The organism is Streptomyces sp. NPDC005195, from assembly GCF_040608315.1.
In the GTDB taxonomy this organism is placed as follows: Bacteria; Actinomycetota; Actinomycetes; order Streptomycetales; family Streptomycetaceae; genus Streptomyces; species Streptomyces kaempferi.
In genome coordinates this window covers 89356-111675 of sequence record NZ_JBEXHZ010000016.1, presented here as the reverse complement: position 1 = coordinate 111675, position 22320 = coordinate 89356, and the positions used below count along the sequence as shown (strand labels likewise).

General features: G+C 70.2%; 23 protein-coding genes. 2 read left to right on the top strand and 21 right to left on the bottom strand.

Annotated elements, in window-relative coordinates:
- Window positions 1-382: 382 nt before the first annotated feature.
- Together ABZV34_RS19180 and ABZV34_RS19175 are read right to left on the bottom strand one after the other, a co-directional pair.
- Window positions 383-1708 (bottom strand): PhoH family protein, encoded by a 1326-nt coding sequence (locus ABZV34_RS19180; protein ID WP_168530006.1) that lies wholly within the window; start codon window positions 1706-1708, stop codon window positions 383-385.
- A 312-nt stretch (window positions 1709-2020) separates the two neighbouring features.
- Window positions 2021-2794 (bottom strand): isoprenyl transferase, encoded by a 774-nt coding sequence (locus ABZV34_RS19175; RefSeq protein ID WP_356277597.1) that lies wholly within the window; start codon window positions 2792-2794, stop codon window positions 2021-2023.
- A gap of 187 nt (window positions 2795-2981) precedes the next feature.
- Between ABZV34_RS19175 and mgrA the strand changes: the two genes are divergently transcribed.
- Complete coding sequence (gene mgrA / locus ABZV34_RS19170; RefSeq protein ID WP_356277595.1) at window positions 2982-4019, top strand: L-glyceraldehyde 3-phosphate reductase; 1038 nt, start codon at window positions 2982-2984, stop codon at window positions 4017-4019.
- 427 nt (window positions 4020-4446) lie between these two features.
- A complete protein-coding gene (locus ABZV34_RS19165; protein WP_356010881.1) occupies window positions 4447-4782 on the top strand; it encodes a DUF192 domain-containing protein in 336 nt (111 codons plus the stop codon).
- Between the two features lie 330 nt (window positions 4783-5112).
- Here ABZV34_RS19165 and ABZV34_RS19160 read toward each other — a convergent pair whose 3' ends face one another.
- From ABZV34_RS19160 to cpaB, 19 genes are all read right to left on the bottom strand, one after another.
- Complete coding sequence (locus ABZV34_RS19160) at window positions 5113-5883, bottom strand: class I SAM-dependent methyltransferase (RefSeq protein ID WP_356277592.1); 771 nt, start codon at window positions 5881-5883, stop codon at window positions 5113-5115.
- Between the two features lie 64 nt (window positions 5884-5947).
- On the bottom strand, window positions 5948-6412 hold the full coding sequence (locus ABZV34_RS19155) for a GNAT family protein (RefSeq protein WP_356277589.1): 465 nt from the start codon (window positions 6410-6412) through the stop codon (window positions 5948-5950).
- A gap of 92 nt (window positions 6413-6504) precedes the next feature.
- Window positions 6505-7377: an LLM class flavin-dependent oxidoreductase gene (locus ABZV34_RS19150; RefSeq protein WP_356277586.1), complete on the bottom strand. Its 873-nt coding sequence runs from the start codon at window positions 7375-7377 to the stop codon at window positions 6505-6507.
- A gap of 175 nt (window positions 7378-7552) precedes the next feature.
- Window positions 7553-8074, bottom strand: a complete 522-nt coding sequence (locus ABZV34_RS19145; RefSeq protein WP_356277584.1) for a hypothetical protein — start codon at window positions 8072-8074, stop codon at window positions 7553-7555.
- On the bottom strand, window positions 8071-10365 hold the full coding sequence (locus ABZV34_RS19140) for a hypothetical protein (protein ID WP_356277581.1): 2295 nt from the start codon (window positions 10363-10365) through the stop codon (window positions 8071-8073). The genes ABZV34_RS19145 and ABZV34_RS19140 overlap by 4 nt, the downstream gene beginning before the upstream one ends.
- Before the next feature lie 9 nt (window positions 10366-10374).
- Complete coding sequence (locus ABZV34_RS19135; RefSeq protein ID WP_356277578.1) at window positions 10375-10848, bottom strand: hypothetical protein; 474 nt, start codon at window positions 10846-10848, stop codon at window positions 10375-10377.
- A 165-nt stretch (window positions 10849-11013) separates the two neighbouring features.
- Window positions 11014-11589, bottom strand: a complete 576-nt coding sequence (locus ABZV34_RS19130) for a dihydrofolate reductase family protein (RefSeq protein WP_356277576.1) — start codon at window positions 11587-11589, stop codon at window positions 11014-11016.
- A 12-nt stretch (window positions 11590-11601) separates the two neighbouring features.
- Window positions 11602-12255, bottom strand: coding sequence for an OmpA family protein (locus ABZV34_RS19125; RefSeq protein ID WP_356277573.1), 654 nt, complete (start codon window positions 12253-12255; stop codon window positions 11602-11604).
- Between the two features lie 2 nt (window positions 12256-12257).
- Window positions 12258-12857: a hypothetical protein gene (locus ABZV34_RS19120; protein ID WP_356277570.1), complete on the bottom strand. Its 600-nt coding sequence runs from the start codon at window positions 12855-12857 to the stop codon at window positions 12258-12260.
- 15 nt (window positions 12858-12872) lie between these two features.
- Window positions 12873-13481, bottom strand: a complete 609-nt coding sequence (locus ABZV34_RS19115; RefSeq protein WP_356277679.1) for a pilus assembly protein TadG-related protein — start codon at window positions 13479-13481, stop codon at window positions 12873-12875.
- Window positions 13478-13681, bottom strand: a complete 204-nt coding sequence (locus ABZV34_RS19110) for a hypothetical protein (RefSeq protein WP_356277676.1) — start codon at window positions 13679-13681, stop codon at window positions 13478-13480. Before ABZV34_RS19110 ends, ABZV34_RS19115 begins: the two co-directional genes overlap by 4 nt.
- Window positions 13682-13783: 102 nt before the next feature.
- Entirely contained in the window at window positions 13784-14515 is a 732-nt protein-coding gene (locus ABZV34_RS19105; protein ID WP_356277567.1) for a response regulator transcription factor, read from the bottom strand.
- Window positions 14508-16094 (bottom strand): histidine kinase, encoded by a 1587-nt coding sequence (locus ABZV34_RS19100; protein WP_356277673.1) that lies wholly within the window; start codon window positions 16092-16094, stop codon window positions 14508-14510. Before ABZV34_RS19100 ends, ABZV34_RS19105 begins: the two co-directional genes overlap by 8 nt.
- Window positions 16094-16984, bottom strand: a complete 891-nt coding sequence (locus tag ABZV34_RS19095) for a DUF5936 domain-containing protein (RefSeq protein WP_356277565.1) — start codon at window positions 16982-16984, stop codon at window positions 16094-16096. Before ABZV34_RS19095 ends, ABZV34_RS19100 begins: the two co-directional genes overlap by 1 nt.
- Window positions 16985-17000: 16 nt before the next feature.
- Window positions 17001-17942: a type II secretion system F family protein gene (locus ABZV34_RS19090; protein ID WP_356277562.1), complete on the bottom strand. Its 942-nt coding sequence runs from the start codon at window positions 17940-17942 to the stop codon at window positions 17001-17003.
- Between the two features lie 25 nt (window positions 17943-17967).
- On the bottom strand, window positions 17968-19308 hold the full coding sequence (locus ABZV34_RS19085; RefSeq protein WP_356277559.1) for a CpaF family protein: 1341 nt from the start codon (window positions 19306-19308) through the stop codon (window positions 17968-17970).
- A gap of 43 nt (window positions 19309-19351) precedes the next feature.
- The gene (locus ABZV34_RS19080; RefSeq protein WP_356277556.1) at window positions 19352-19663 is read right to left on the bottom strand and encodes a TadE/TadG family type IV pilus assembly protein; all 312 of its coding nucleotides are present in this window, start codon (window positions 19661-19663) and stop codon (window positions 19352-19354) included.
- Window positions 19664-19848: 185 nt separating this feature from the next.
- Window positions 19849-21465: an AAA family ATPase gene (locus ABZV34_RS19075; protein ID WP_356277553.1), complete on the bottom strand. Its 1617-nt coding sequence runs from the start codon at window positions 21463-21465 to the stop codon at window positions 19849-19851.
- 39 nt (window positions 21466-21504) lie between these two features.
- Window positions 21505-22218, bottom strand: coding sequence for a Flp pilus assembly protein CpaB (cpaB, locus tag ABZV34_RS19070; RefSeq protein WP_356277551.1), 714 nt, complete (start codon window positions 22216-22218; stop codon window positions 21505-21507).
- Between the last annotated feature and the right edge of the window lie 102 nt (window positions 22219-22320).

The window sequence follows — 22320 nt, the reverse complement described above, 5'->3', positions numbered from 1 at the left end:
GGCCTCCGCACTGCATGGTCACGGGAGGCACGGGCCCGCTGGGCGACTCCCGCTCGGGGAGCGCCTCGTAGTGCGCGGGCGGCATACGACGGCTCTATGGAGTTCTGAGGTTCCTGTTGTTCCGTACCGCTGGGGGTACAGGTGTGTCGTATGCGGGGCCTGACAGGACTGAGACTCTGCCGCAACCGGACGCGTCGAGGCAATTCTCAGTTGCGTGTGAAAGCTCACACCCCGTTTGCCTCAACGGTTTTCCGGAAACAAGCGCGCACGAAGACGCCGCCCGGCTAGGCTCTTCGCCTTCTGCCGGACGGCGCCAACTACCGTGTATTCGCCATCCTTTGACCAAGTTCGGTCAAGAGAGATCAGACAGTGCCAGGTGCGGTCAGATCTGTCCGTCCTCCAGCATTTCGGTCACGAGCGCCGCGATCTGGGACCGCTCGGAACGGTTCAGCGTCACGTGCGCGAAGAGCGGATGACCCTTCAACTTCTCGACGACGGCGACCACTCCGTCGTACCGGCCGACACGCAGGTTGTCCCGTTGTGCCACGTCATGGGTGAGAACCACCCGTGAATTGGCGCCGATCCGGGACAGAACGGTCAGCAGCACGTTCCGTTCCAGCGACTGAGCCTCGTCCACGATCACGAAGGCGTCGTGCAGCGAGCGGCCGCGGATGTGCGTGAGCGGCAGGACCTCCAGCATGCCGCGCGCGGTGACCTCCTCGATGACCTCCCGCGAGGTGACCGCCGACAGTGTGTCGAACACCGCCTGCGCCCAGGGGCTCATCTTCTCGGACTCGGAACCGGGCAGATAGCCCAGCTCCTGCCCGCCCACCGCGTACAGCGGCCGGAAGACCATCACCTTCTGGTGCTGGCGCCGCTCCAGGACGGCCTCCAGGCCCGCGCAGAGCGCGAGCGCGGACTTGCCGGTGCCGGCCCGGCCTCCCATCGACAGGATCCCGATGTCCGGATCGAGCAGCAGATCGAGCGCGATGCGCTGCTCGGCGCTGCGGCCCTTGATGCCGAAGGCCTCCCGATCGCCGCGCACCAGACGGACGTTGCCCTCGGACGTGACGCGGCCGAGGGCCTTGCCACGCTCCGACTGGATCGTCAGGCCGGTGTGCACCGGAAGGTCGGACGCCTCGGGGACGTAGACGTGTCCCTCCTCGAAGAGGAGGTCCACCTGTTCGCCCGACAGGGTCAGTTCGGACATTCCGGTCCAGCCGGAGGAGCCCGTGATGGCTAGTTCCGCGCGGTACTCCTCGGCGAGGAGACCGACGGACGAAGCCTTGATCCTGAGCGGCAGATCCTTCGATACGACAGTGACGTCGTACCCCTCGGCCTGCAGGTTGCGGGCGACCGCGAGGATGCGGGAGTCGTTGTCCCCCAGGCGATACCCGCTGGGCAGGACGCTGGGGTCCGAGTGGTTGAGCTCGACACGTACGGTCCCGCCCAGTTCCCCGATCGGAATGGGGGCGTCGAGGCGGCCGAACCGCACCCGGAACTCGTCGAGCAGGCGGAGGGCCTGCCGGGCGAAGTAGCCGAGCTCGGGATGGTGCCTCTTGGCCTCCAGCTCCGTGACCACGACGATCGGCAGCACTACCTCGTGCTCGTCGAAGCGGCTCAGGGCATTGGGATCGGCCAGCAGGACGCTGGTGTCGAGAACATAGGTGCGCCGGTCTGGCATACGGCGCTTTGTGCTGGTCACCACGGAAGGACGTACCCCCTCGGATGAGGTCGGGGAGCGACGAAGGAGATCTGGACCGGTCGACGGCCACGCTGCGCGGGCCGGGGACCGGCCCTCCGCTTCGTCCGTGCTGTGACCGCACGGTCGGGCTGGTGCAAAGGGCCTCCCGGGCGGACGGCCCCGTGCCGTCCGCTGAGATACGACACCCGTGGTTCGGGCGTCGACCTGCATGGCTTATGCCCTCGAACGCGCATGGCCATGCAAGAGCATGTGACCACGCGTTCGTTAACTCCGGATGACGTATGTCCCTCGCGGCATCCCGGGTGACCCCGTGGATCAGCCGCCGTAGCGGCGGTGTCGCGCCGCGTAGTCACGCAGGGCGCGCAGGAAATCGACCTTGCGGAAGGCGGGCCAGAAGACTTCGCAGAAGTAGTACTCCGAATGGGCGGTCTGCCAGAGCATGAATCCGGACAGCCGCTGTTCGCCGCTGGTACGGATCACCAGGTCCGGATCGGGCTGGGCACTCGTGTACAGGTGCTTGCCGATGAGGTCGATGTCGACGGAGTCGGCCACGTCGGCGAGTGAGGCGCCCTTGTCCGCGGCGTCGAGGAGCATCGAGCGGACCGCGTCGGCGATCTCCTGGCGGCCGCCGTAGCCGATGGCGACGTTGACCAGTATCCCGTCGACGTGCGCGGTGGCCTCCTCGGCCTCCTTGAGAGCCGTCTGCATCGGGGAGGGCAGCAGGTCGGGCGTGCCCACGTGGTGCACACGCCAGCGGCCGTCGGCGGCCAGGGTGCGCACGACGCCCTCGATGATGCCCAGCAGCGGGACGAGCTCGTCCGCGGGGCGGTCGAAGTTGTCGGTCGACAGCAGCCAGAGCGTGACGACCTCGACGTCCGTCTCGGAGCACCAGCCGAGGAACTCCTCGATCTTGTCGGCTCCGGCCCGGTGGCCCTGGGCGGCGGTGTTGCCGGCCGCCTTCGCCCAGCGCCGGTTGCCGTCCATGATGACCCCGATGTGCTTGGGCACCTGGTCGTGGTCGAGGTGGCCCTCCACCCTGCGTGTATAGAACCTGAGCAGCAGACGGCGCAGGTTGTCCCGCAGGTTCACGTGTTGTCAGCCCCTCCGTGCGGATCGGACCGGCGCACCCGAGCGGCCTCGCTCGGCGCAACCCCTGTCCCGATGGCGGCCCCCGGGGGCGAAGCCTACCCCCGGCCATGTCCTGCCGGAGCCCACCCCCGGGCCGCCCGCGGGCCTCCCCCGACGGGTTCCGGCGCCCTGGCATAGGTTCGTACCCATGAACGACCTGCCTCTTTACCGCGCCTCGACGGAGCGGTACGACTCGATGGAATACCGGCGCGCCGGACGCAGCGGCCTCAAGCTGCCGGCCGTCTCGCTCGGCCTCTGGCACAACTTCGGCGACGACCGCTCGCTCGACTCGCAGCGCGCGATCCTGCGCCGCGCCTTCGACCTCGGCGTGACGCACTTCGACCTGGCGAACAACTACGGGCCGCCGCCCGGCTCGGCGGAGCTCAACTTCGGCAAGCTCATGAAGCAGGACTTCGCGCCGTACCGGGACGAGCTGGTGCTCTCCACCAAGGCGGGGTACCTGATGCACCCCGGCCCGTACGGCGAGTGGGGCTCCCGCAAGTACCTGCTGTCCTCCCTGGACGCCTCGCTCCAGCGGATGGGCGTCGACCACGTCGACATCTTCTACTCGCACCGCTTCGATCCGGACACCCCGCTGGAGGAGACGATGGGCGCGCTCGCGTCCGCCGTCCAGCAGGGCAAGGCGCTGTACGTCGGTGTCTCCTCCTACAGCAGCGAGCAGACCGCGGAGGCGGCCCGGATCCTCACCTCAATGGGTGTACGGCCGCTCATCCACCAGCCCTCGTACTCGATGATCAACCGCTGGACCGAGGACGACGGCCTGCTCGACACGCTGGAGGCGGCCGGCATGGGCTGCATCTCCTTCGTGCCGCTCGCACAGGGCCTGCTGACGGGCAAGTACCTCCAGGGCATCCCCGAGGGCTCACGGGCCACGCAGGGCAAGTCGCTGGACCCGCAGCTGCTGAGCGACGAGGTGCTGCGCCGGCTGAAGGGGCTGAACGCCATCGCGGCCCGCCGCGGCCAGTCCCTCGCCCAGCTCGCGCTCACCTGGGTGCTGCGCGACGAGCGGATGACCTCCGCCCTCATCGGCGCGTCGAGCGTGGCGCAGCTCGAGGAGAACGTGGCGGCGCTGACCGGTCCGAAGCTCACGGACGAGGAGCTGAAGGAGATCGACACCTTCGCGGTGTCGACGCCCGGGACGAACATCTGGGCCGGACGGCAGTGAGTCACCGCCCTCGTGTCTCCGAGGTCAGGGGGCGCATGGGGGCGCAGACACCGGCCCGGCCGCCCTCCGGGCCGGGGCACAAAAAAACGGGCCGGTCCGTGGGGGGGAGACGGACCGGCCCGAGGGGGGGTTTCCACCATAACCCTTCGTAAGTGATGCTGCGTGCATCGGCGTGCCACAACTACTCTCCGCAACCGTCCGGCGACGCCACAGTGAGCGCGGAATCCCCCATTCAGGGCGTGATCTTGGCCGAATCACAACAGATTCAAAGGGAATCACGCCGTATTCGGAGGAATCCACAGGGAATCAGAGGGATCCATGGGGTCCGCGCCCTCGGGCGACCCCCACACCGTCCCGCCCGCGCGTACTCCGGGAGAGTGACGCGCGTCCGCGTCGCCCGCTTGACGGCGGCGCTAACTTCACGGCCATGGTCATGTTCACCACGGAACGGACGTCCGAACCCGTACCGCTGGAACTCGCCGAATCGGCGCGGGCCCGGCGTCGCGGTCTGCTCGGACGGGACGGGGTCGAGGGGGCGCTGCTGCTCGGTCCGGCGAGCGCGGTGCACACCCTGGGCATGCGGTTCACGATCGATGTCGCGTACCTGGACCGGAGACTTCGGGTCCTGGCGGTGCGGACGATGCGGCCGGGCCGGCTGGGGCTCCCCCGTCCGCGCTCCCGGTACGTCCTGGAGGCGGAGGCCGGGGCGATGGAGCGGTGGGGTGTACGGCGCGGGGCACAGGTAACCCTGCACGGCCGGTGACAACGCGCCGGAGGGTGGACACGGCACCGCGCAGCCCCCTCCACTGCGCGGTGCCAGACACGCGCAGCTTTGCTCACGCGAATTACCTTGGTCTGAACTTACGTGAGGCGATCAACCAGGGCGAGGCGCCCTCGATAACGATGCGGAAACCCCGCGTGCCGGTCCGGAATCCGGAGGAACACCTCGCACATGACAGCCCGCATCAGGGTGTTTTCGGTCAATCCGTTCCGGCATGTGTCGATCATCACGTTCGCCCTCGGATCGGGGCGGTGCGGAGGGTCGTGCCGAGCCCCCTCCGGACGGCCGCGTCGACGGCGGCGGCCCCGATTCCTACGGCCGCGGCTTCCGCGCCTCGATCAGGAAGCGGGTGCTGTGGGCGACGAACGGTCCCTCCGTCCCGATCCGTTCGTGCAGGGAGCGGAGTTGGGGCCGGTACCGGTCGACGGTGAAGCCGGGGACCATCCAGATCACCTTGCGCAGGAAGTGGACGACGGCTCCGATGTCGAGGAACTCGACGCGCAGCCGCTCCGCACGCAGGCCGACGATGTCGAGCCCGGCGGACTCCGCGGCGGCGCGGGCCCGGTCGGGGTGCCGGGCGTTCCTGACCTCCTCCGGCTGCGGCCCGAGGAAGTGCTCGACCAGTTCGAAGACGCTCGCGGGACCGACCTGCTGGGAGAAGTACGTGCCGCCGGGGCGCAGGACACGGGCGATCTCGGCCCAGTGGGTGCTGACGGGATGCCGGCTGGTGACCAGGTCGAAGGCTCCGCCGGCGAAGGGCAGCGGCGCGTCCTCGGGGGCGGCCACGACCACGGCACCGCGCGGCTGGAGCAGGGCGGTGGCCTTGGCCACGTTCGGGGGCCAGCCCTCGGTGGCGGCCATGACCGGGGGCAGTTCCGGCGCGGAGGCGAGGACTTCGCCGCCGCCGGTCTGGATGTCCAGGGCGGCGGCGGCCCGCGCCAGCCGCTCCCCCATCGCCCGCGCGTACCCCCAGGAGGGCCGCTGCTCGGTGGCGCGGCCCTCGAACCAGGAGAAGTCCCAGCCGTCGACGGACGCGGCCGCCGCCTCGGCGACGAGGGCTTCGAAGGTACGCGGAACGGTCATGCCGGAGATCCTCCCAACGGCTGCCCGGCGAAGCGAGGCGATTTTTCCGCCGTCCGGTGGCCGGTCATGTCTTCTCGGCGAGGACGAGCAGGGCGTGTTCGTCCTCCCCGTGCCGCACCGTCCCGGTGTGCCGGAAGCCGTGCTTCTCCAGCAGGCGGACCGAGGCGGTGTTCTCGGTGAAGGGGTCGGCGTACAGGGGCCGGTTCTGTTCGATGCCGAGGAAGAGGCCGAGGGCTCTGCCGCCGATGCCACGGGCCCAGTAAGGGCGGCCCAGCCAGTAGCCGATGAATCTCCGGTCGCCCTCCCACCAGGCGACGACGCTGCCCGCCACCTCGTCGTCCACGACGACCGCCTGGACCAGGCAGGTCGCGTCCCCGAGGATCCGCTCCCTCCAGTGGCGCATGAAGGCGTCCCGCGGCCGTGGCGTGAACCTCGAACGCCGCAGGGCCTCGGGCTCGTGCTCGTACGCGAGGAAGGCCTCCAGGTCGGCCTCCACGACGTCCCGCAACCGCACGCTGTCCTCTGTCATGCCCGCGAGTCTGGCACCTGGCACTGACAACGGGCTCCCGCCGGGCGGACCCCCGACCCGGCGGTCACGTGCCCGGCGGTCGCGCGCTCGGTCTAGGGAACGAGCGCGCGCACTTCCCCGGCCGCGAACCGAACGAACCCCTCGGGATCAGGTTCGTCACCCGTGGGCTGGAGGATCACCGCGTCGGCCCCGGCGTCCGCGAGCCGCCGTACGGCCGCGGCGACGGCGCCCGCGTCTCCCGCGGCACCGAGGTCCGGGACCGAGCCGAGGCCCTCCGCCTCGAACTCGGCCCTGAGCCGGGCTTCGGCGCCGGGTCCGGTGGCGGTGAGGAGATACACGACGACCCGGTGCGGGTCGCTGCGGCCGGCGGACGCGCGCCCCTCGTCGATGAGCCGGCGTGCGCGCCGTACGCCGTCCGGCGTGGTCGACGAGGTGAGGACGGTGCCGTCGGCGGCCTCCCCGGCGAGCCGGAGCGTACGCGGTCCGGTGGCGCCGGCGAGTACGGGCACGGGGACGGCCGGGGGCCAGTCGAGGGCGACGTCGTCCAGGGTGACGTACCGTCCGCGGGTGCTGAGACGCTCGCCCCGGAGCAGCGCGCGCAGCGCGTCGAGGTGCTCGCGCAGCAGGGTCAGTGGCGACTCGGGCCGTGCTCCGACCTGCCCCATCCACTCCTGTACGCCGTGCCCGACGCCGAGCACGGCCCGGCCCGGGAACATCCGGTGCAGGGTGGCGGCCTCCATGGCGACGAGCGCCACGTTGCGCAGGGGTACCGGCAGCAGGCCGACCCCGACGCGCAGGCGCTCGGTCCAGGCGAGCGCGGCGGCCGCCGCCGAGATCCCGCCCTCCCGGAAACAGTCCTCCCACAGCCACAGTTCCTCCAGCCCCACGTCGTCCGCGAGCCGGGCGACGTCACGGAGACGTTCCGGGGGCAACTGGGGACGGAGGACGGCGCCGAGAGTGGTCATGGGTCTCCTTGCAGGGCCGCTGCTTCTTGAAGGCGGACGTGTACTCCAGGATCAGCTCCTTCATGGCCGTCTCGTCACGGTGCCCCGGCTCGAGGAAGGAGGCGGCCAGCGCTCTTCCAGCACCACGTCATCGGCGGGACGAGCGGCATCACGGAGGCGTTCCGGGCAACTGTTCTCAGGACTCGCAGGGGAGAGTCTTGCGGTAGGCGTCGGAGAACGGGGCGAGGAAGCGTTGGAGTTTCTTGCTCATGTCTCCGTCCGAGTGGATCAAACGCGCTTCGATCGAGAAACGCTCCGCCTTGTACTCGGTGTTCTTGCAGTCGACCACCGTGAACGCCTTGTCGTCCCGGAGCGCGAAGCGTCCCCCGTCGGCCGGACGCAAATCGAAGGAGTGACCCTTCGCCGCGGCTTGTTCGGCGGTGGTTCCGGCGGGTTGCCAGATACCCTCGATCGCGAGCTCGACGTCACCGTCGATGAGCGCCTTGCAGTAGTAGTCCGGCACCGCTTCGGCCGTCTGGGACTTGATGATCCCCAGCTTGTCCCCACCCGGCAGCAACTCCTTGGTGAGTTCCGGTTTCGCCGGTACACCGCAGAGTTGGTCGGGAACCGTGTAGGCCTTGTCGTCGCCGCTGGAGCACCCGGCGAGCGTCAGCAGGGCGAGCGCACCGAACACGCCGACGGCCTTGTGTCTGATCACGATGCGTCTCCCGCGCTTTCCATCGTGGCGCCGGCGGTGTGTCCGTCGTCCGCGCCGTTCGCCGCCGAGTTCTTGAGGTCGTTGATGGTGTCGGCGGTGAAACCGCTGTCGCGCGTGGCCGCGCCGACAGCGGTCCTCGCCGAGTCCATCACCGCCGAGCGACCTTCGTGATAGGTACGCGTCGCATCCCCTTCGGCCTGGTCCGAGGAGTCCTTCTCGATGCTCTTCATGATGGATTCCTGAATGTCCTCGGAAGCCCATTCAAGAGGAGCGCCGAGAATCGGCACGCGTTCGGCGGCCTTGTCGATGCCCATGCCGAGGAGACGGTCCGCCCACTTCTGCTTGTCGGCGGCGGCTTCGTTGAACTCCTTGTCCGACGCCGTGTGGTAGTCGAGTACGGCGTCGGCCCGCGATTCGCTCATGATGCCCGCGACGATTCCCCCCGCGCGCGTGGCGTTGCGCAGCCGCTCGGCGTCCGAGACGGAGGAGTCGCTGTCACCGTTGACCACGTCGTTCACGACATCCGCCGTGTAGGCCTGCTGAGCGCTCGTGATCGACGCGTAGGCATCCGGGTCCTGGCCGACTTCCGCGAGAAACCGGTGCGCGCTGTCCGGATCCAGCGCAGCGGATTCCCCGAAGGTGGTGAACTGGTCCCCGCCTCCGGCCAGGGCCCTCTGGAAGTCCCCCATGTACTCGGCGCTGATGTCTCCGAGGCTCCCGCGCATGGCGTACAGCGGGCCGCTCTCCTCGTCGATGTCCCCGTTCTCGTTGTGCCGGATCAGTCCGGGCTCCTCGCCGAACTTGGTCACGATCTCGTTGACAAGTTGGGCCCGTTCGGGAGTGTGCCGGATCGCGTCCGCGGTGTCGTCGCTGTCGTACGGGCGGCCCGTCGTCGCCGATTCAAGGGCGTGGCCGAGGGCCTCAGGGCCGTAGCCCAGCGCCTTCTTCGTCTTGTCCTCGTCGGCGAGGATGTTGGTGTCGTTCGTGTCGACGGTCCACTCGAAGTCCTTGTCGGTGAACAGGTCGAGGTACGTGCCGAAACCGACCTTGCCGTCCTTCTTGACCGTGCCGTCCTCGTTGTACGCGGTGGGCGGATCGGTGAAGAACTTCTCCGAGGCCTCCGGGCTGTGGCCGAGCGCCTCCAGGACGCTGTTGAGCGGGTCGTTGCCGGTGCCGAGCCTGCCGGAGGGGTTGAAGCCGTAGATGTCCTCGCTGCCCATGGGCTTGTTGTTCAGGAAGCGGTACGGGTCTTCCTTGTGGAGCTGGGTGATGTGCTCGGCGATCGGGTTGATGAAACGGGCGTCGTAGTTCCCGTAGCGGAGCAGTCCGCCGAGTACCTGGTACCCGTACGGCTTGTTCCACTGGCCCTGCTCCCAGCCGATCTCCTGGGTGCCGAGGCGGCGGAAGTCGGCGCCCCAGCTGCCCGGCAGGTGGTGCGCGGTGTCCGGGTCCGTCGCGTTGGCCAGCGCGAAGCCCATGTTCTGCTGGAGATCGCGTACGGCGTCCAGCCGGACCTTGGTCGCGTCCCCGCCGGTCCCGTCGATGGACATCTCGGCGTAGAACTCCAGCGTCTTCTCCGGGCCGCCGAGACCCTCGTAGAACTCGGTGGCGAACTCGCCGTCCTTCTCGCGCCCGTTGTAGTGGATCAACCGGTTGAGTTCGGCCAGTTCCTGGTCGGTCATCCCGTCGCCCTTGTGGGCGAGTTCCAGCGCGCGTTCGACCTGGGCGTCGTTCAGGGACTCGTAGGCACTGTGGCCGGCGTTGTGCAGGTCCCCGCCGTGGCTCTTGCGCAGGGCGCGGGCCACCGACGCGTCGATCTCCGAGGCGTGGGCGAGCAGTCCGTTGACGCGGCCCTCCAACTCCTGCCTGGCGTCGAGCTGTTCCTGTGTTCGCTCGTCCGTGTCGCCCCGGACGTGCGGGAAGAAGCAGCGGACCTTGCCGTCACCGATGTCCTCGACGCGGATGCCGAGGGCGGGGGCGTCCGTACGGACCGCGGTCCTGATCTGCTTCTGGAGGGCGGCGAGTTCCGTGTGGGCGTCGTCGAGGACCTGGTAGATGCTGTTCGCCTCGGTGTGGAGGTCGGCTATCTCCTTGGTCGTCCTGGTCACGAACTCCCGTGTCACCGTGGCGTTCACCCCGGCCCAGCGGGCGGTGTCGGACTTGGCCCGCATGCCCTTGCGGGCGTTCTCGGCCTGGGTCCTGAGCCCGTCGACGGTGCTCTTCCAGTCGGTGACGGCGGTGGCGAGCCTGCTCAGGTCGACCTCGACGAGGTCCGTGAACGTGAGTGGCATCCAGCACCCCTACTTGAAGTACTTGTCGAGTTCGGACACGGACTCGGCCGAGCCGTCCCGGCCCTGGAGCACGGCCGCGATCTCGGCGTCCTGTTCCGCGTGCAGCTTCTTGCTGAAGTCGAGGTGGTTGGAGATGTGCGCGCACGCCTGGAGCACCGACTTGGCCTGGGAGGTCCACACCTCGACCGTCCGCTCCAGGGCTCCGCCCATCTCGAAGCCGTGGGACTTCAGGGCGGCGGCGGACTGCATCGTCGAGCCCGCGCCTCCCTTGTCCGCGCCGGCGCCCGCGATGTCCGTCTTCTTGTGGAGTTCTCCGTAGAGGATGAACGCCTCGTGGCCCACGGCGCCCAGGTCGTCCTGGTTGACCACAAGATCGGCGCCGCCACCGCCGCCCGGGTCCGCGGGCAGTTGGTTCAGCCGCATGTGCGTCGTGCTCCGCCGGGCCGCGTCGGCCTTCAGCTTCTCCCACTCGTCCCAGGCCATGCGACCCGCGTCCTCCCGCGTTCCCTGCTGTCCCCGTGATCCCCGTGATCCCCGCGCTGCGGCAGCCGGTCGCGGCCCATGAGCGGCCGTCCCCCTTACCGGGTCCTTACCGTAGCAATGGTGCCGTGAGCGTCGATCACTCGAATGACACCTCACATCAATGCTTCACACTTGCCCCTCCGGCACGCGCTCGTACCGCAGGAGTACGACGCCGTTGCCGAAGGTGCGGGTCTCGGTGAGCCGGAGCGCGGTCAGGGCGTCCGTCTGCGGGAACAGCGGTTTGCCGGCGCCGATCAGCACCGGATGGACATAGATCCGGAACTCGTCGATCAGGTCGTGCCGCAGGAACGCGGCGGCGAGGTCGGCGCCGCCCAGGCCCAGGTCCCCGCCCGGCCGCTCCTTGAGCGCCCGCACCTCCTCCGGTACGACGTCCCGTACCACGGTGGTGTTCCAGTCGGCCCGCTCCAGCGTCCGTGAGTACACGATCTTCGGGATGTCCCTCCAGATCCCGGCGAACTCGGCCTCGGTGGGGGTGCTCGCGGGGTTCTGGTCGGCGGTCGGCCAGTACGCGGCCATCAGCTCGTGCGTCACCCGGCCGTCCAGCAGGGCGCCGAAGCGGCTGATCTCCTCGTTGAAGTGCCGGTGCAGTTCCTCGTCGACCCGGTGCCAGTCGATCTCGCGGTGCGGTCCCTCGACGTACCCGTCGAGGGACACCGACATCATCAGCACGATCTTTCTCATGGCAGCACGCTCTCAGCCCTGCGTCCCCGACGAGGTACCGCTCGACGCGCCGCGCGGGAAGGTCACCTCGACGCGGCGGTTCTTCCGGCGGCCCTGCTCCGAGGTGTTGTCCGCGATCGGATAGTCCTCGCTGTAGCCACGCACCTCGAAGGTGACGTCCGTCGAACCGAGCGCCGCCGCCAGCTCGTCGTGGACGATCTCCGCGCGGTGCTTGGAGAGGGTCAGGCCGTGGGCGTACGAGCCGAGGTTGTCGGTGAAGCCGAAAACCCTGACCGTCGTCGCCTTCTGGGCCTTGATCTCGTCCGCGATCGCGTCGATGCGGGCGCGGGCGTCCGGGTTCAGTTTCGAACTGTCCTTGGGGAAGAGGACTTCGGCCTGCAGCGCGAACGTCACGTCCGAGTTGGTGTCCTCACGCCGCTCCTCTCCTCCGAGGTCCTCCACCACCGACTTGATGTCCAGCACCTTGGCGGGGGCGAGGGTGGCGCCGTCGGCGAGTTTGAGGCCGGGGCTGGTGGCGTCCACCGAAGGAGGCGGCGAGGTGGTGACGCTGCCCGGGGGCACGCTGGGGTCGGTGCCGTCGGCGTACGCCGGGCCGGGGAGACCGAGGGCGACCAGTACGGCGAGGGCCGTGAGCGTCGTCGCGGCGGAGCGGGGTGGGAGGGCCATGGCTACTCGCCCTCGGAGATCTGGATGGAGGCGGGGGGCATGGAGCCGACCTGGAAATCGACGTTGTCGCTGCCCGCGGGTGGGGCGGGGAACTGGGCGAACCAGTCGGCCGATTGACCGGCCTCGACACCGCCTCCGTCGAACTTCGTGCAGAGGCATCGCCCCTGGGTGTCCCGGAGAACCAGGTACTTCTTCTTGCCCTTGCTGTCGACCAGGGCCGCCCCGGCCAACGATGCGCCGTTGCCGCTCAACTCCCGCTCGTCACCGCGCCAGTTCGAGGCAATCCAGAACTGGCCGCCCCCATTGGCCACCTTGCCGCTGACGGTTACGAAGTCACCCTGGTCGCGGACCGCCTTCGTGATGGTGAGCGTGATGTCACCGCCCTTCACCTCGGCGAGGGCCGGGGCGCTCTCCGGTGCCTTCACCGACGGCGTACCGCCGCCGCTGCTGCCGCTCGTCGCGGAGGCCGGCGCGGACGAGGAGCCCTTGTCGGACTTACCGTCGCCTCCCCCACCGCAACCGGCCACCGTGATGAGCAGCCCAGTCGTGATCGCCACCGCGCTCAGCGCCCTGCGGCCCTTCATGGTGTGCCGAAAGTCCATCGGTACGGCTTCCTCTCACTCGGCCAGATACACAGAGAACAGCACGGACGCGTCCGGAAGGTCGACCGGATCGAAATCTCCGGGGTCGATGTTCAAGATGTCGCCGTCACAGTTCAGCTCGACGGGCTTCTTTGGATCCGCGGCCGGATCGAAATCGCAGCGCGGCTGGATGACGGCGACGGCGTGCGCCTTGGCCCGCCGGTTCTCCGTGCCGGGGATGATCGACGCGCCGACCGTGTAGGTGGTCTCGATGTCGACCCGGTATCCGAGATAGCCGTCCACGTCGGTGGGTTGGGCACCACCTTGGACGGTCGAGCGGTTCTCTGCGGCCAACTGTTGGGCCGCGGCGGTGGCACCCGTACCGTCCGGGGAACGCACGCCGTCTAGCCAGTCGAGCCAGTCGTCCTGCTGGCCGATGACTGTCCCGAGTTTGTCCTTCAGCTCGTCACGGGCGTCCTGAGCCGCCGCCAACGCCGCAGCGTCCGCCGCGGTTTGAGCTCCATTGCGGACGGACGCTGCTTGGGCAAATACGAAGAAGGCCAACGCGGCGAAGAGCAGAATCCCCGTCAGCCAGATGTAGATGGGGAGTGTCTGCCCTCGGTCACCGCGGAGGGGCCGGCTCAGCCGCCACCGGTCACCTGGGTGACTGCCGTCCGGATCGCGCCCGAGATCATCCCGTCCAGACCGATCTGGTCGATCAGCGTGAAGATCCCCGCAATAATGATCATCAGGCCCGCGTACTCCACGAACCCGGCCCCCGCGTCCCGCCGCTCGCCCCGCATCCGAGAGACGACAGTCCGCTTCCAGCTGTCGAACTTGCCCATCGTCACTGCCCTCTCGCGCGACACCAAAGCCAACTCGGGCACCGTACGTGAGAACCCGCCTACTCCGAGTGGGCCCAGGGGCCCAACTTCCGCGCTCCGGAGTCATCGGTTCCACCCCTCACGCGCCGTACCCAGCCAGTGCGCGATCGCCTCGCTGCGCGAGGAACTGTGCAGCTTCGCGAAGATGCGGTTGATGTGGTTCTTGACGGTCTTCTCACTGATGAAGCAGGCGGCGGCGATCTGACGGTTGTTCATGCCGGCGGCGATGAGGTCCATCACCTCCACCTCCCTCGAACTCAGGTTGAAGTCGCGCCGGTTGGGCATGCGAAGGCGGAGCCTTGCTCCCTGGCCGGGGCGAGCCTTTGACGACTGTCCCACAAACGATTGCAGATGCGAAGAGATTTCGTTCGGTTCGTACGAAACACCGAGCGAATCCGGGAGGGCGCGTGGGCGGCGCCCCACATCCCGTACGGCGGTGAGCAGTTCGGCCGTCGTGAACTCGCCGTGGACGAGATAGCCGACCGCGCCCCGGCGTGACGCCTCGGCCACGACCTCGGGTTCGCGGCTGTACGTCAGCATCATCACGGGGGCGAGCCGGGCCAGGTCGGGCAGTGCGGTGAGCCCGTCCGTGCCGGGCATGCGGACGTCGAGCAGGACGATGTCCGGCGGATGAGCGGTCGCCGCGGTCACGGCGTCCTCGCCGTTCGTGGCCTGGGCGACGACCTCGATGTCCGGCTGGCCGCCGAGCAGCGCGGCCAGTCCGGCCCGGACGACGGGGTTGTCGTCGGCCACGAGTACACGGAGGGGTGGGCCGATAAGTGCCTGGTCAGGCATGTGCGGCCTCCTCTTGGGGGGTGTGGGGAGGAGTGGGGGCGAAGGGAAGGGTCAGACGGACCTCCGCCCCTCCTGGCTCGGAGCGGTTCAGGTCGATGCGGCCGCCCAGGGACGCGGCGCGTTCCGCCATGCCGAGCAGGCCGAAGTGGCCGGTTCTGGTCAGGTCGTCGAGGGTGGCGCCCGGAGGAGGGCCCACTCCGTCGTCCCGCACTCGTACCACGAACTCGGCTTCAGGGATGTCCAGTTCTACTTCCACTTCCACCGTCACCGCCTTCGCGTGCGCGTGCCGGTGCGCGTTCTCCAGCGCCTCGGACACGATGGCCAGGACGTGACGGGCGGTCGCGCGGGGCAGGACCGGGTGCTCGCCCCGGTGCCGGAGCTCTGCGGGGAGGTGTGTGCGGGTCTCGAACGCCGCGACCAGTCGGGCGAGTTCGGACAGGACATCCGTTTCCGGGGTGGTGAGATTTGTATGGCGGCGCAGATCCGACAGAAGGTCACGCGACTCCGCCGCCGCCCGGCGGGCCGCCCCCGCGACCGTCGTCGCCTGGCGCTTCAGCGTGGCCGGGTCCGCACCGTCCGCCGAGGCCGAAGCGGCCAGCGCCTCCGCCGCCAGGGCCAGCCCGTGCAGCGTCTTCGCCACCGAGTCGTGCATCTCGCGTGCCAGCCGCGCCCGTTCCGACTCGACGGCCTCGGCGACGGCGAGGCGGGAGTTCGCCTCGGACAGGGCCTGGCTCGCCGTGCCGAAGCGGAACATCAGGTTGCGCAGGGTGACACCGATGATGCCCGCCCCGACGCAGAACCCCGCGATCAGCAAGGTGTTGGCACCGGCTCCCGGATGGTGCTGCCAGGCCCGGTACACCGTCACCAGGACGATCAGCTGCAGGCCCGTGAAGACGCCCGAGCCGCGCCAGCCGTACAGCAGGCCCGCCAGCAGCGGGGTGCAGACCATCGCGTACGCGAGGGGGGAGGCGGGGGACGCCGTCAGGAGCAGCACCGCGCCGAAGGTCAGGTCCACGGCCATCAGGGTGGGGTGTGCGAGGAGGCGGGGGCCGAAGCGTTCCCAGTCCCTGAGCATGGCGTACGAGCCCATGACGCCGAGGACGGCGGCGGCCAGGACCGTGTAGCGGGACAGGCCGTCGGTCGCGTTGGCCATCGCGAAGGGGGCGCCGATCGCGATCGCGGCGAGGCGGACGGCGAAGGCCTGGCGGCAGAGGGCCTGGAGGGCGTTGAGCTGGAGACGGACGTTGCCGGGGGCGGGCGCGTCGTCGGCGAGATAGCCGGGGCCCGCGCCACCGGGCCAGCCCGACGCCGTCGTCTCCCCGGCTCCCCCCGCCCGCTCCGTGGACACCACGGACGTCCCGGTTCGCGCCGACGCGCCCGCTCCCGGTGCCTCCGGGTGCCCGGCGGGGTTCGTGGAGTGCTCCGGTTCCCACGGCCGGACCAGCCGGGCCCACAGCCGTCCCGGCGGGGCCCACGAGCGGCCGGTGAGGGCCCCGGGGAGGCCTCGCCGCGCACCCGGCCGGGACAGTCGCGGCGCGGGAGGCGACAGCCAGGGCGGGGGCGTACGGCGGGTGTTCATCAACGGCCCAGGATCGAGCCGAAGTTCGTGCCCGACCCCAGGAACATTCCCGTGGCGATCAGGATCATCGTCGCCGGGAGCATGAAGACGAGGGTGACCATCGTCGCCTTGGGGATGGTCTTGGCCGCGCGGCGGCGGGCGTTCTGGGCGTCCGTGCGGCGCATGTCCGTGGCCAGCTGGATCAGGGTCTCGGCGATCGGGGAGCCGAGCTCCTCGCCCTGCTGCAGCGCCGACACGAACTGCGCGACCTGTTCGGAGGAGTTGCGCCTGCGCAGCTCGTCGAAGGCCTGACGGCGGCTGACGCCCATGTCCATCTGACGCAGGGTGATGCGCAGTTCGTCCGCCCACGGACCCTCGTACTTCTCCGCGACGCGGTCCAGGGCCTGGCGGAAGCCGAGCCCCGCCGAGACCACGACCGCGAGGACGTCGAGGAAGTCGGGGAGGATGCGGTCGATGGCCTCCTTGCGTTCGCGGACGGCCTGCCAGATGAGCGCGTCGGCGGCGACCAGGCCGAAGGTCAGCGAGAGGACGGCGAACAGGAGCCGGCCGTTGGTGAGGAAGATCAGGCCCAGGAGGACGCCGAAGACGCCGTACACCGCGCGGCGCGCCGCGTAGCGGTTGATCGTCAGACCGCCGGGGTTGCCGGCCATGTCTATGCGCCGGCGTTTGGCGTCGACGCGGCGGGGGCCCATCAGGCGCAGCACCGTGGGGGCGAAGCGCATGCCGAGTCGGTCGACGGCGGACTCCGCCTTGGAGACGCGGGTTCCGCCGACCTCCAGCGCGAGCGCGAGGTCGCTGGGCAGTTTGGCGTCGGCCCGGATCATGCGGATGCCCAGCAGGGCGCCCGCGACGGCGGCGGCCGTCACGAGGGCGAGCAGCAGGGGGAGCAACGTGATCCCTCCTTCCTCAGACTTCGATCTTGCCGAGGCGGCGGATGACGAAGAAGCCGACGGTGTACAGGCCCAGCGAGATCAGGACGAGGGCCTGGCCGAGGCCGGAGCCGGTGACGCGGGCGAGCGCGCCCGCGTTCGAGGAGTTGATGAGGAGCAGGGAGCCGAGGCCGAGCAGCGGGACCGTGAAGGCCGTCGCGTTGACCTCGGAGAGCATGGTGCGGACCTCCCGGCGGGTCTCCTTGCGGTCCTCGAGGGTCTGGGTGAGGTTGCGCAGGGAGCTGACGACCGAGCCGCCCGCCTTGTTGGCGAGGACCAGGGTGGTGACCAGGACGATCAGTTCGCGGGAGGGGAGCCGCTCGGAGAGCTCGCCGAGGGCGTCGTCGATGGTGCGGCCCATCAGCAACTGGTCCGCCACGTGGGCGAGTTCTTCGCCCGCCGGGTTCTCCAGCTCCTCCGCGGCCATCGCCAGCGCGGTCCGCATGGCAAGGCCGGCGGCGGTCGCGTTGGCCAGCAGTCGTGCCACGTCGGGGAGTTGCCCGATGAAGGCCTCGATGCGTTTCTGTCGCTGCCAGTTGAGGAATATGACCGCGCTCCACACCCCTACCAGAGCGGCGATCGGGCCGAAGAAGGGGGCCAGCGTGGAGGCCGCGATCAGCCACAGCGCGACGACGACGACGGTGACGTAGGTGGCGAACTCGCCCGCCGTCACGTCGAGGCCCGTCGCCGACAGACGCAGGTGGATGGTGCGGCCGAGACGGGTGCGGCGCAGCCTGCGGTCGACGGCGGCGAAGCGGCGTACGCGGCCGGCGGCCGTGCGCAGCGGGCCGCCGCCGGCGAGGCGGTCCACGAGGGCCTGGCGCTGGGCGCGCCCGGAGGCGTACGTGTGCACGCCCGCGACGGCGAGGGTGCCGCACAGGACGGTGGCGCCGAGGGCCAGGACGGCGGGGTGGTTCACGGCTCGCTCCTCTCGGTCGTGGGGGTCATCCGATGGCCTGCCTGGGGTCGAGTGCGTCCAGGACCTCCACGACGCCGAAGGCGGGCGGCAGCGGCTCGTTGGCGACGTACAGCTTCTCGGCGACCGGGCGGGGCAGCGGGAGGTGCTCGAAGCGGCCGTGGACCACACGGTCGGGGCCGACGGGACGTGGGACGAAACGGGTGACGGGGACGACCCGGAACTGTTCGCGGCCGTGCGAGACCAGCAGGGCGATCTCGGTGATCCTGCGGGAGCCGTCGGCGTGCCGGGACAGCTGGACGACCACGTCGACGGCCGAGTTGATCTGGTCCTTCAGCGCCTCGAAGGGGATCAGGACCTCGGACATCGAGCCGAGGGTCTGGAGCCTCATGAGGGCGTCCTCCGCGGAGTTCGCGTGGACCGTCGCGAGCGAGCCGTCGTGGCCGGTCGACATGGCCTGCAGCATGTCGAGGGTCTCTCCGCCGCGGACCTCACCGACGATGATGCGGTCGGGGCGCATGCGCAGGGAGTTGCGGACCAGGTCGCGGATGGTGATCTGGCCCTTGCCCTCGACGTTCGGGGGCCGGGACTCCAGGCGGATGACGTGTTCCTGCTGGAGCTGGAGCTCGGCGGAGTCCTCGATGGTGATGATGCGCTCGTGGGACGGGATGAGTCCGGAGAGCGCGTTGAGGAGGGTGGTCTTCCCGCTGCCCGTGCCGCCGCTGACGATCAGGTTGAAGCGGGCGCGTACGAACGCCGCGAGGAGCATCAGCATCTGCTCGTCGAGCGAGCCGAGGCCGATGAGTTCGGGCAGGGTGTACGCGCGGGGGAAGCGGCGGATGGTGAGGGTGGGCCCGGTGAGGGCGAGCGGCGGGATGATGACGTTGACGCGCTCGCCGGTGGGGAGGCGGGCGTCGACCATCGGGTTGGACTCGTCGACGCGGCGGTTGACCGTGGAGACGATGCGTTCGATGGTCTGCATGAGCTGTTCGGTGGAGGCGAAGCGCAGCGGCAGCTGTTCGACCCGGCCCGCCCGCTCCACGAAGATCGAGTCCGGGCCGTTGACCATGATCTCGGTGATCGACGCGTCGGCGAGCAGGGGTTCGAGGACGCCGAGTCCGAGGGCCTCGTCGACGACCCGGCGGATCAGCTGGGAGCGTTCGGCGGAGGAGAGGACGGGGCCTTCGCGGCTGATGATGTGGCCGAGTACGCGTTCCAGGCGCACCCGTCGTTCGGCTGCCGCCAGGCTCGACATCTCGGCGAGGTCGATCTCCTCGAGGAGCTTGGCGCGGTAGACGGCGACGAGGTGTCCGTCCTCGCGGGCGGGGCCTCCCTCGTCGGGGGCGGCCAGTCGGGATCGCAGGCTCATGGGTTCGGCTCCTCCCGGGCGGTCGTGGGTTCGGTCGTTGGGTTCAGTCGTCGGTGGGCATGGTGGCGTGGCGGGTGACGGTGTAGGGGCCGAAGAGGGGGATGACCCCGGGGACGGTGACGGTGACCGTGGCGGTGGTGAGGTCGGGGCCCGACGCGGGAGTGACGGCCGGGTCCAGCCATCCGCTCACCGCGGCCTGTCCCGCCGCCCCGCCGTCGCCGCCCTGTGAGGCGACCCGGGCGGCGGCTCGCGCGCCGGAACCGGCCTGGTTGATCCCGTATCCGATGAGGCCCAGCTGGATGGTGGCCATTCCGATGACCAGCAGGATGGGCAGGAACCCGGCGAACTCCAGCATGGAGACGCCCCGGTCGTCGCGGAGACGCCCCGGCCGGCGCCTGTCGTCCGGGCGCGCCCCCGGCCGTAGCCGGCGATCCGTTCGCACCCGCGGGTCCGGTCCCGGCCACCGCGTCCGCCATCGCGACCGCACCCCGGACCGCGCCCCCGCCCCCGCCCCCGCCCCCGCCCCCGCCGGAGGAACCGTCATCCGACGTCCCCCTCCAGCGCCGCGCCCGCCGTCCCTGTCACGTGCCACCCCGCGTCGAAGCCCGGGAAGAAGAGCGGGACGTCGACGTCGACGGTGGCCCTCATCACCGAGCCCGCCGGAGCGCAGCCGATGTCCGCGCCCTGCCAGGAGCCCGGCAGATGCCTGCTCCCGGCCGTCCGGCACGCGCCGCCGACGTCACCGTCGACCGCGTACGCCGCCGTGGCCGCGCGCGCCGCCTCGTCCGCCGCGTTCCCGGCCAGCGAGTACGAGTAGCCGTACAGCACGCACTGCCACAGGATCGTCATCAGGACCAGCAGGATCGGGAACATCCCGGCGAATTCCAGGGTCACCGCGCCCCGGTCGCCGCCCCGCCTGCGCAGCGCCGACGCCCCCCGGTCCGGGGAGGCCTTGCGGCGCCGGCCGCCGCCCCCGCCCTCCTGGGCGACCACGAGTCCCAGTTCCGCCGCCAGTGCCCACAGCGCCTGTTTGACGGTGGAGCGGGCGTCCAGGTCCTGGAGGCGGCCCGCGTCCACGACCGACTGGAGCTCCTTGAAGGCGGCGGGGACCGCCGCGCTCGCGACCTTGGTGCCGGTGACGCGCTGGACCAGGGAGGGCTGGATCTCCGTACCGCGGGCGAACCGGTTGACGACCGTGGTCGTCTCCTCCGCCTTGCGGATCTGGAGGCGGTCCCACATACGGACCATGCGTTTGGCCGCGCGGACGGCGACGACGTCCGGGGTGACGAGGAGCAGCGCCTGGTCGGCCATCTCCACGGCCGCCGCGGTCGCGGAGTTCATCTGGGAGCCGCAGTCGACGATCACGACGTCGTGGCGGGAGCGCAGCACCGACAACACCTGGCGGGTCACCCGGTCCGTGACCTCCTCGCCGCGCTCGCCCTCGGCGGGGGCGAGCAGCAGGCCGACGCCGCTGTCGTGGAGGTAGACGGCGTCCTGGAGGACGCGCGGGTTGATGTCGCTGATCCCGGCGAGGTCGGCGACCGACCGGCGGAACTGCACGTCCAGGTACGAGGCGACGTCGCCGGACTGGAGGTCGAGGTCCACCAGGGCCACGTCCCGCCCCGACGCCTTCGACGCCAGGGCGATCTGGACCGCCGTCAGGGTCGTGCCGACGCCGCCCTTCGCCCCGGTGACCGTGACGACGGTGCCGCCGGGGCCCGTGTACAGCTCGGGCGTGCCGCTGCCGAGGTGGCGCCGCATGCCGAGCGACCATCCGGCCGCGGCCTGGACGCGTTCGGCGAGCGCGTCGTAGCCGAGCGGCAGACCGATGATGCCGCGGGCGCCGGAGTCCATGGCGGCGGTGAGGACGCCGGTGCCGGGGTCGGCGGTGATGAGGACGACGCCGACCGCGGGGAAGCGCAGCACCAGATCACGGATGAGGTCCAACGCCGGTACGGGACCGATGCGTTCGTGGACGAGGACGACCTCGGGCAGCTCGTCGAGCGCCTGGGCGGCGAGCCGGGCGAGGGTGTCGAGGAGGGCGGTGGAGTCGGCGACGGGCGGGGCGGGTTCGGCGTCGGCGAGCTGGCTGAGCAGGGTGGTGAGTGCTCGGGCGGAGTCGATGTCGCCGACGGCCGGGAGGATACGGATGGTCATCGGCACGGCCCCGGGGGCGTGGACCTCATGCGCGGCCTCCTACTTGTCCTGGTCGAGGGTGTACGTACGCTCGCCGGGGGCGACGGTGGTGTCGGAGCCGCCCGCGACCAGGGCGAGCCGGACGTGGGTCGCGAAGGACTCGGCGTACGCGACGCGTTGGGCGTCGGCGGTGTCGAGCGCGAACGTGATGGGGACGGCCTGGGTGGCGGTGCGGCTGCGTTCGGCGCTGGACTGGCCCGGGTCGAGGGCGGTGAGTCTGCCGACGTCGATGACGCGCGCGTTCGCCACGATGACCTTGGACTGGTCCTTCTGCTTGTCGTTCTCGGCCTTGAAGGTGGCGTAGATGTTGACCCGCGCTCCCGGGTCGATCTTTCCGGCCACGCCGGTCGCGGCGTCGATCATGATGGCGATCTCCTGCTGGCCGGCTTCCAGCGCGGGCCGGTCCACGATCATGTCGCTCTGGAGCAGGGAGCCCTTCTCCAGCTTGGTGACGGCGATCTTCCCGCGGATCCGCGAGAGGTCCGTGACGGCCGTGGAGGACAGCCAGCGCTCGGGCATCGAGATCTTCTGGAACTGGTCGGCCGTCAGTTCCCTGTAGGGCGCGATGTCGTCCTTCAGGCGGTACGCCGAGACCTCCGGGCCGACCTTGGAGTTCACGTCGCGGATCACCGAGAGCACTCCGGCGAAGGCGCCCAGGGCGCACAGGACCGAGAGGACCAGCAGGATGACGCCGCGGCGCTGGCGTGAGTTCATGACGCGGACAACCTCGATCGTGGGGCGGGGACGGCGGGGTCGAGCGGTCGTGCCTGGTGCTGTTCAGGTGCTGTCGGGATGTCGCTGTGGAGCCGTGGCGCC

What these genes read in the sequence shown, in the direction of transcription:
- mgrA (WP_356277595.1), top strand. Translation starts at nt 2,982, where the DNA reads ATGAACGACCTGCCTCTTTACCGCGCCTCGACGGAGCGGTACGACTCG.
- ABZV34_RS19135 (WP_356277578.1), bottom strand. Translation starts at nt 10,848, where the DNA reads ATGGCCTGGGACGAGTGGGAGAAGCTGAAGGCCGACGCGGCCCGGCGG.
- ABZV34_RS19160 (WP_356277592.1), bottom strand. Translation starts at nt 5,883, where the DNA reads ATGACCGTTCCGCGTACCTTCGAAGCCCTCGTCGCCGAGGCGGCGGCC.
- ABZV34_RS19100 (WP_356277673.1), bottom strand. Translation starts at nt 16,094, where the DNA reads ATGAACACCCGCCGTACGCCCCCGCCCTGGCTGTCGCCTCCCGCGCCG.
- ABZV34_RS19120 (WP_356277570.1), bottom strand. Translation starts at nt 12,857, where the DNA reads ATGGACTTTCGGCACACCATGAAGGGCCGCAGGGCGCTGAGCGCGGTG.
- ABZV34_RS19110 (WP_356277676.1), bottom strand. Translation starts at nt 13,681, where the DNA reads ATGGGCAAGTTCGACAGCTGGAAGCGGACTGTCGTCTCTCGGATGCGG.
- ABZV34_RS19140 (WP_356277581.1), bottom strand. Translation starts at nt 10,365, where the DNA reads ATGCCACTCACGTTCACGGACCTCGTCGAGGTCGACCTGAGCAGGCTC.
- ABZV34_RS19080 (WP_356277556.1), bottom strand. Translation starts at nt 19,663, where the DNA reads ATGCTGGAGTTCGCCGGGTTCCTGCCCATCCTGCTGGTCATCGGAATG.
- ABZV34_RS19155 (WP_356277589.1), bottom strand. Translation starts at nt 6,412, where the DNA reads ATGACAGAGGACAGCGTGCGGTTGCGGGACGTCGTGGAGGCCGACCTG.
- ABZV34_RS19085 (WP_356277559.1), bottom strand. Translation starts at nt 19,308, where the DNA reads ATGAGCCTGCGATCCCGACTGGCCGCCCCCGACGAGGGAGGCCCCGCC.
- ABZV34_RS19075 (WP_356277553.1), bottom strand. Translation starts at nt 21,465, where the DNA reads ATGACCATCCGTATCCTCCCGGCCGTCGGCGACATCGACTCCGCCCGA.
- ABZV34_RS19165 (WP_356010881.1), top strand. Translation starts at nt 4,447, where the DNA reads ATGGTCATGTTCACCACGGAACGGACGTCCGAACCCGTACCGCTGGAA.
- ABZV34_RS19125 (WP_356277573.1), bottom strand. Translation starts at nt 12,255, where the DNA reads ATGGCCCTCCCACCCCGCTCCGCCGCGACGACGCTCACGGCCCTCGCC.
- cpaB (WP_356277551.1), bottom strand. Translation starts at nt 22,218, where the DNA reads ATGAACTCACGCCAGCGCCGCGGCGTCATCCTGCTGGTCCTCTCGGTC.
- ABZV34_RS19105 (WP_356277567.1), bottom strand. Translation starts at nt 14,515, where the DNA reads ATGCCTGACCAGGCACTTATCGGCCCACCCCTCCGTGTACTCGTGGCC.
- ABZV34_RS19130 (WP_356277576.1), bottom strand. Translation starts at nt 11,589, where the DNA reads ATGAGAAAGATCGTGCTGATGATGTCGGTGTCCCTCGACGGGTACGTC.
- ABZV34_RS19150 (WP_356277586.1), bottom strand. Translation starts at nt 7,377, where the DNA reads ATGACCACTCTCGGCGCCGTCCTCCGTCCCCAGTTGCCCCCGGAACGT.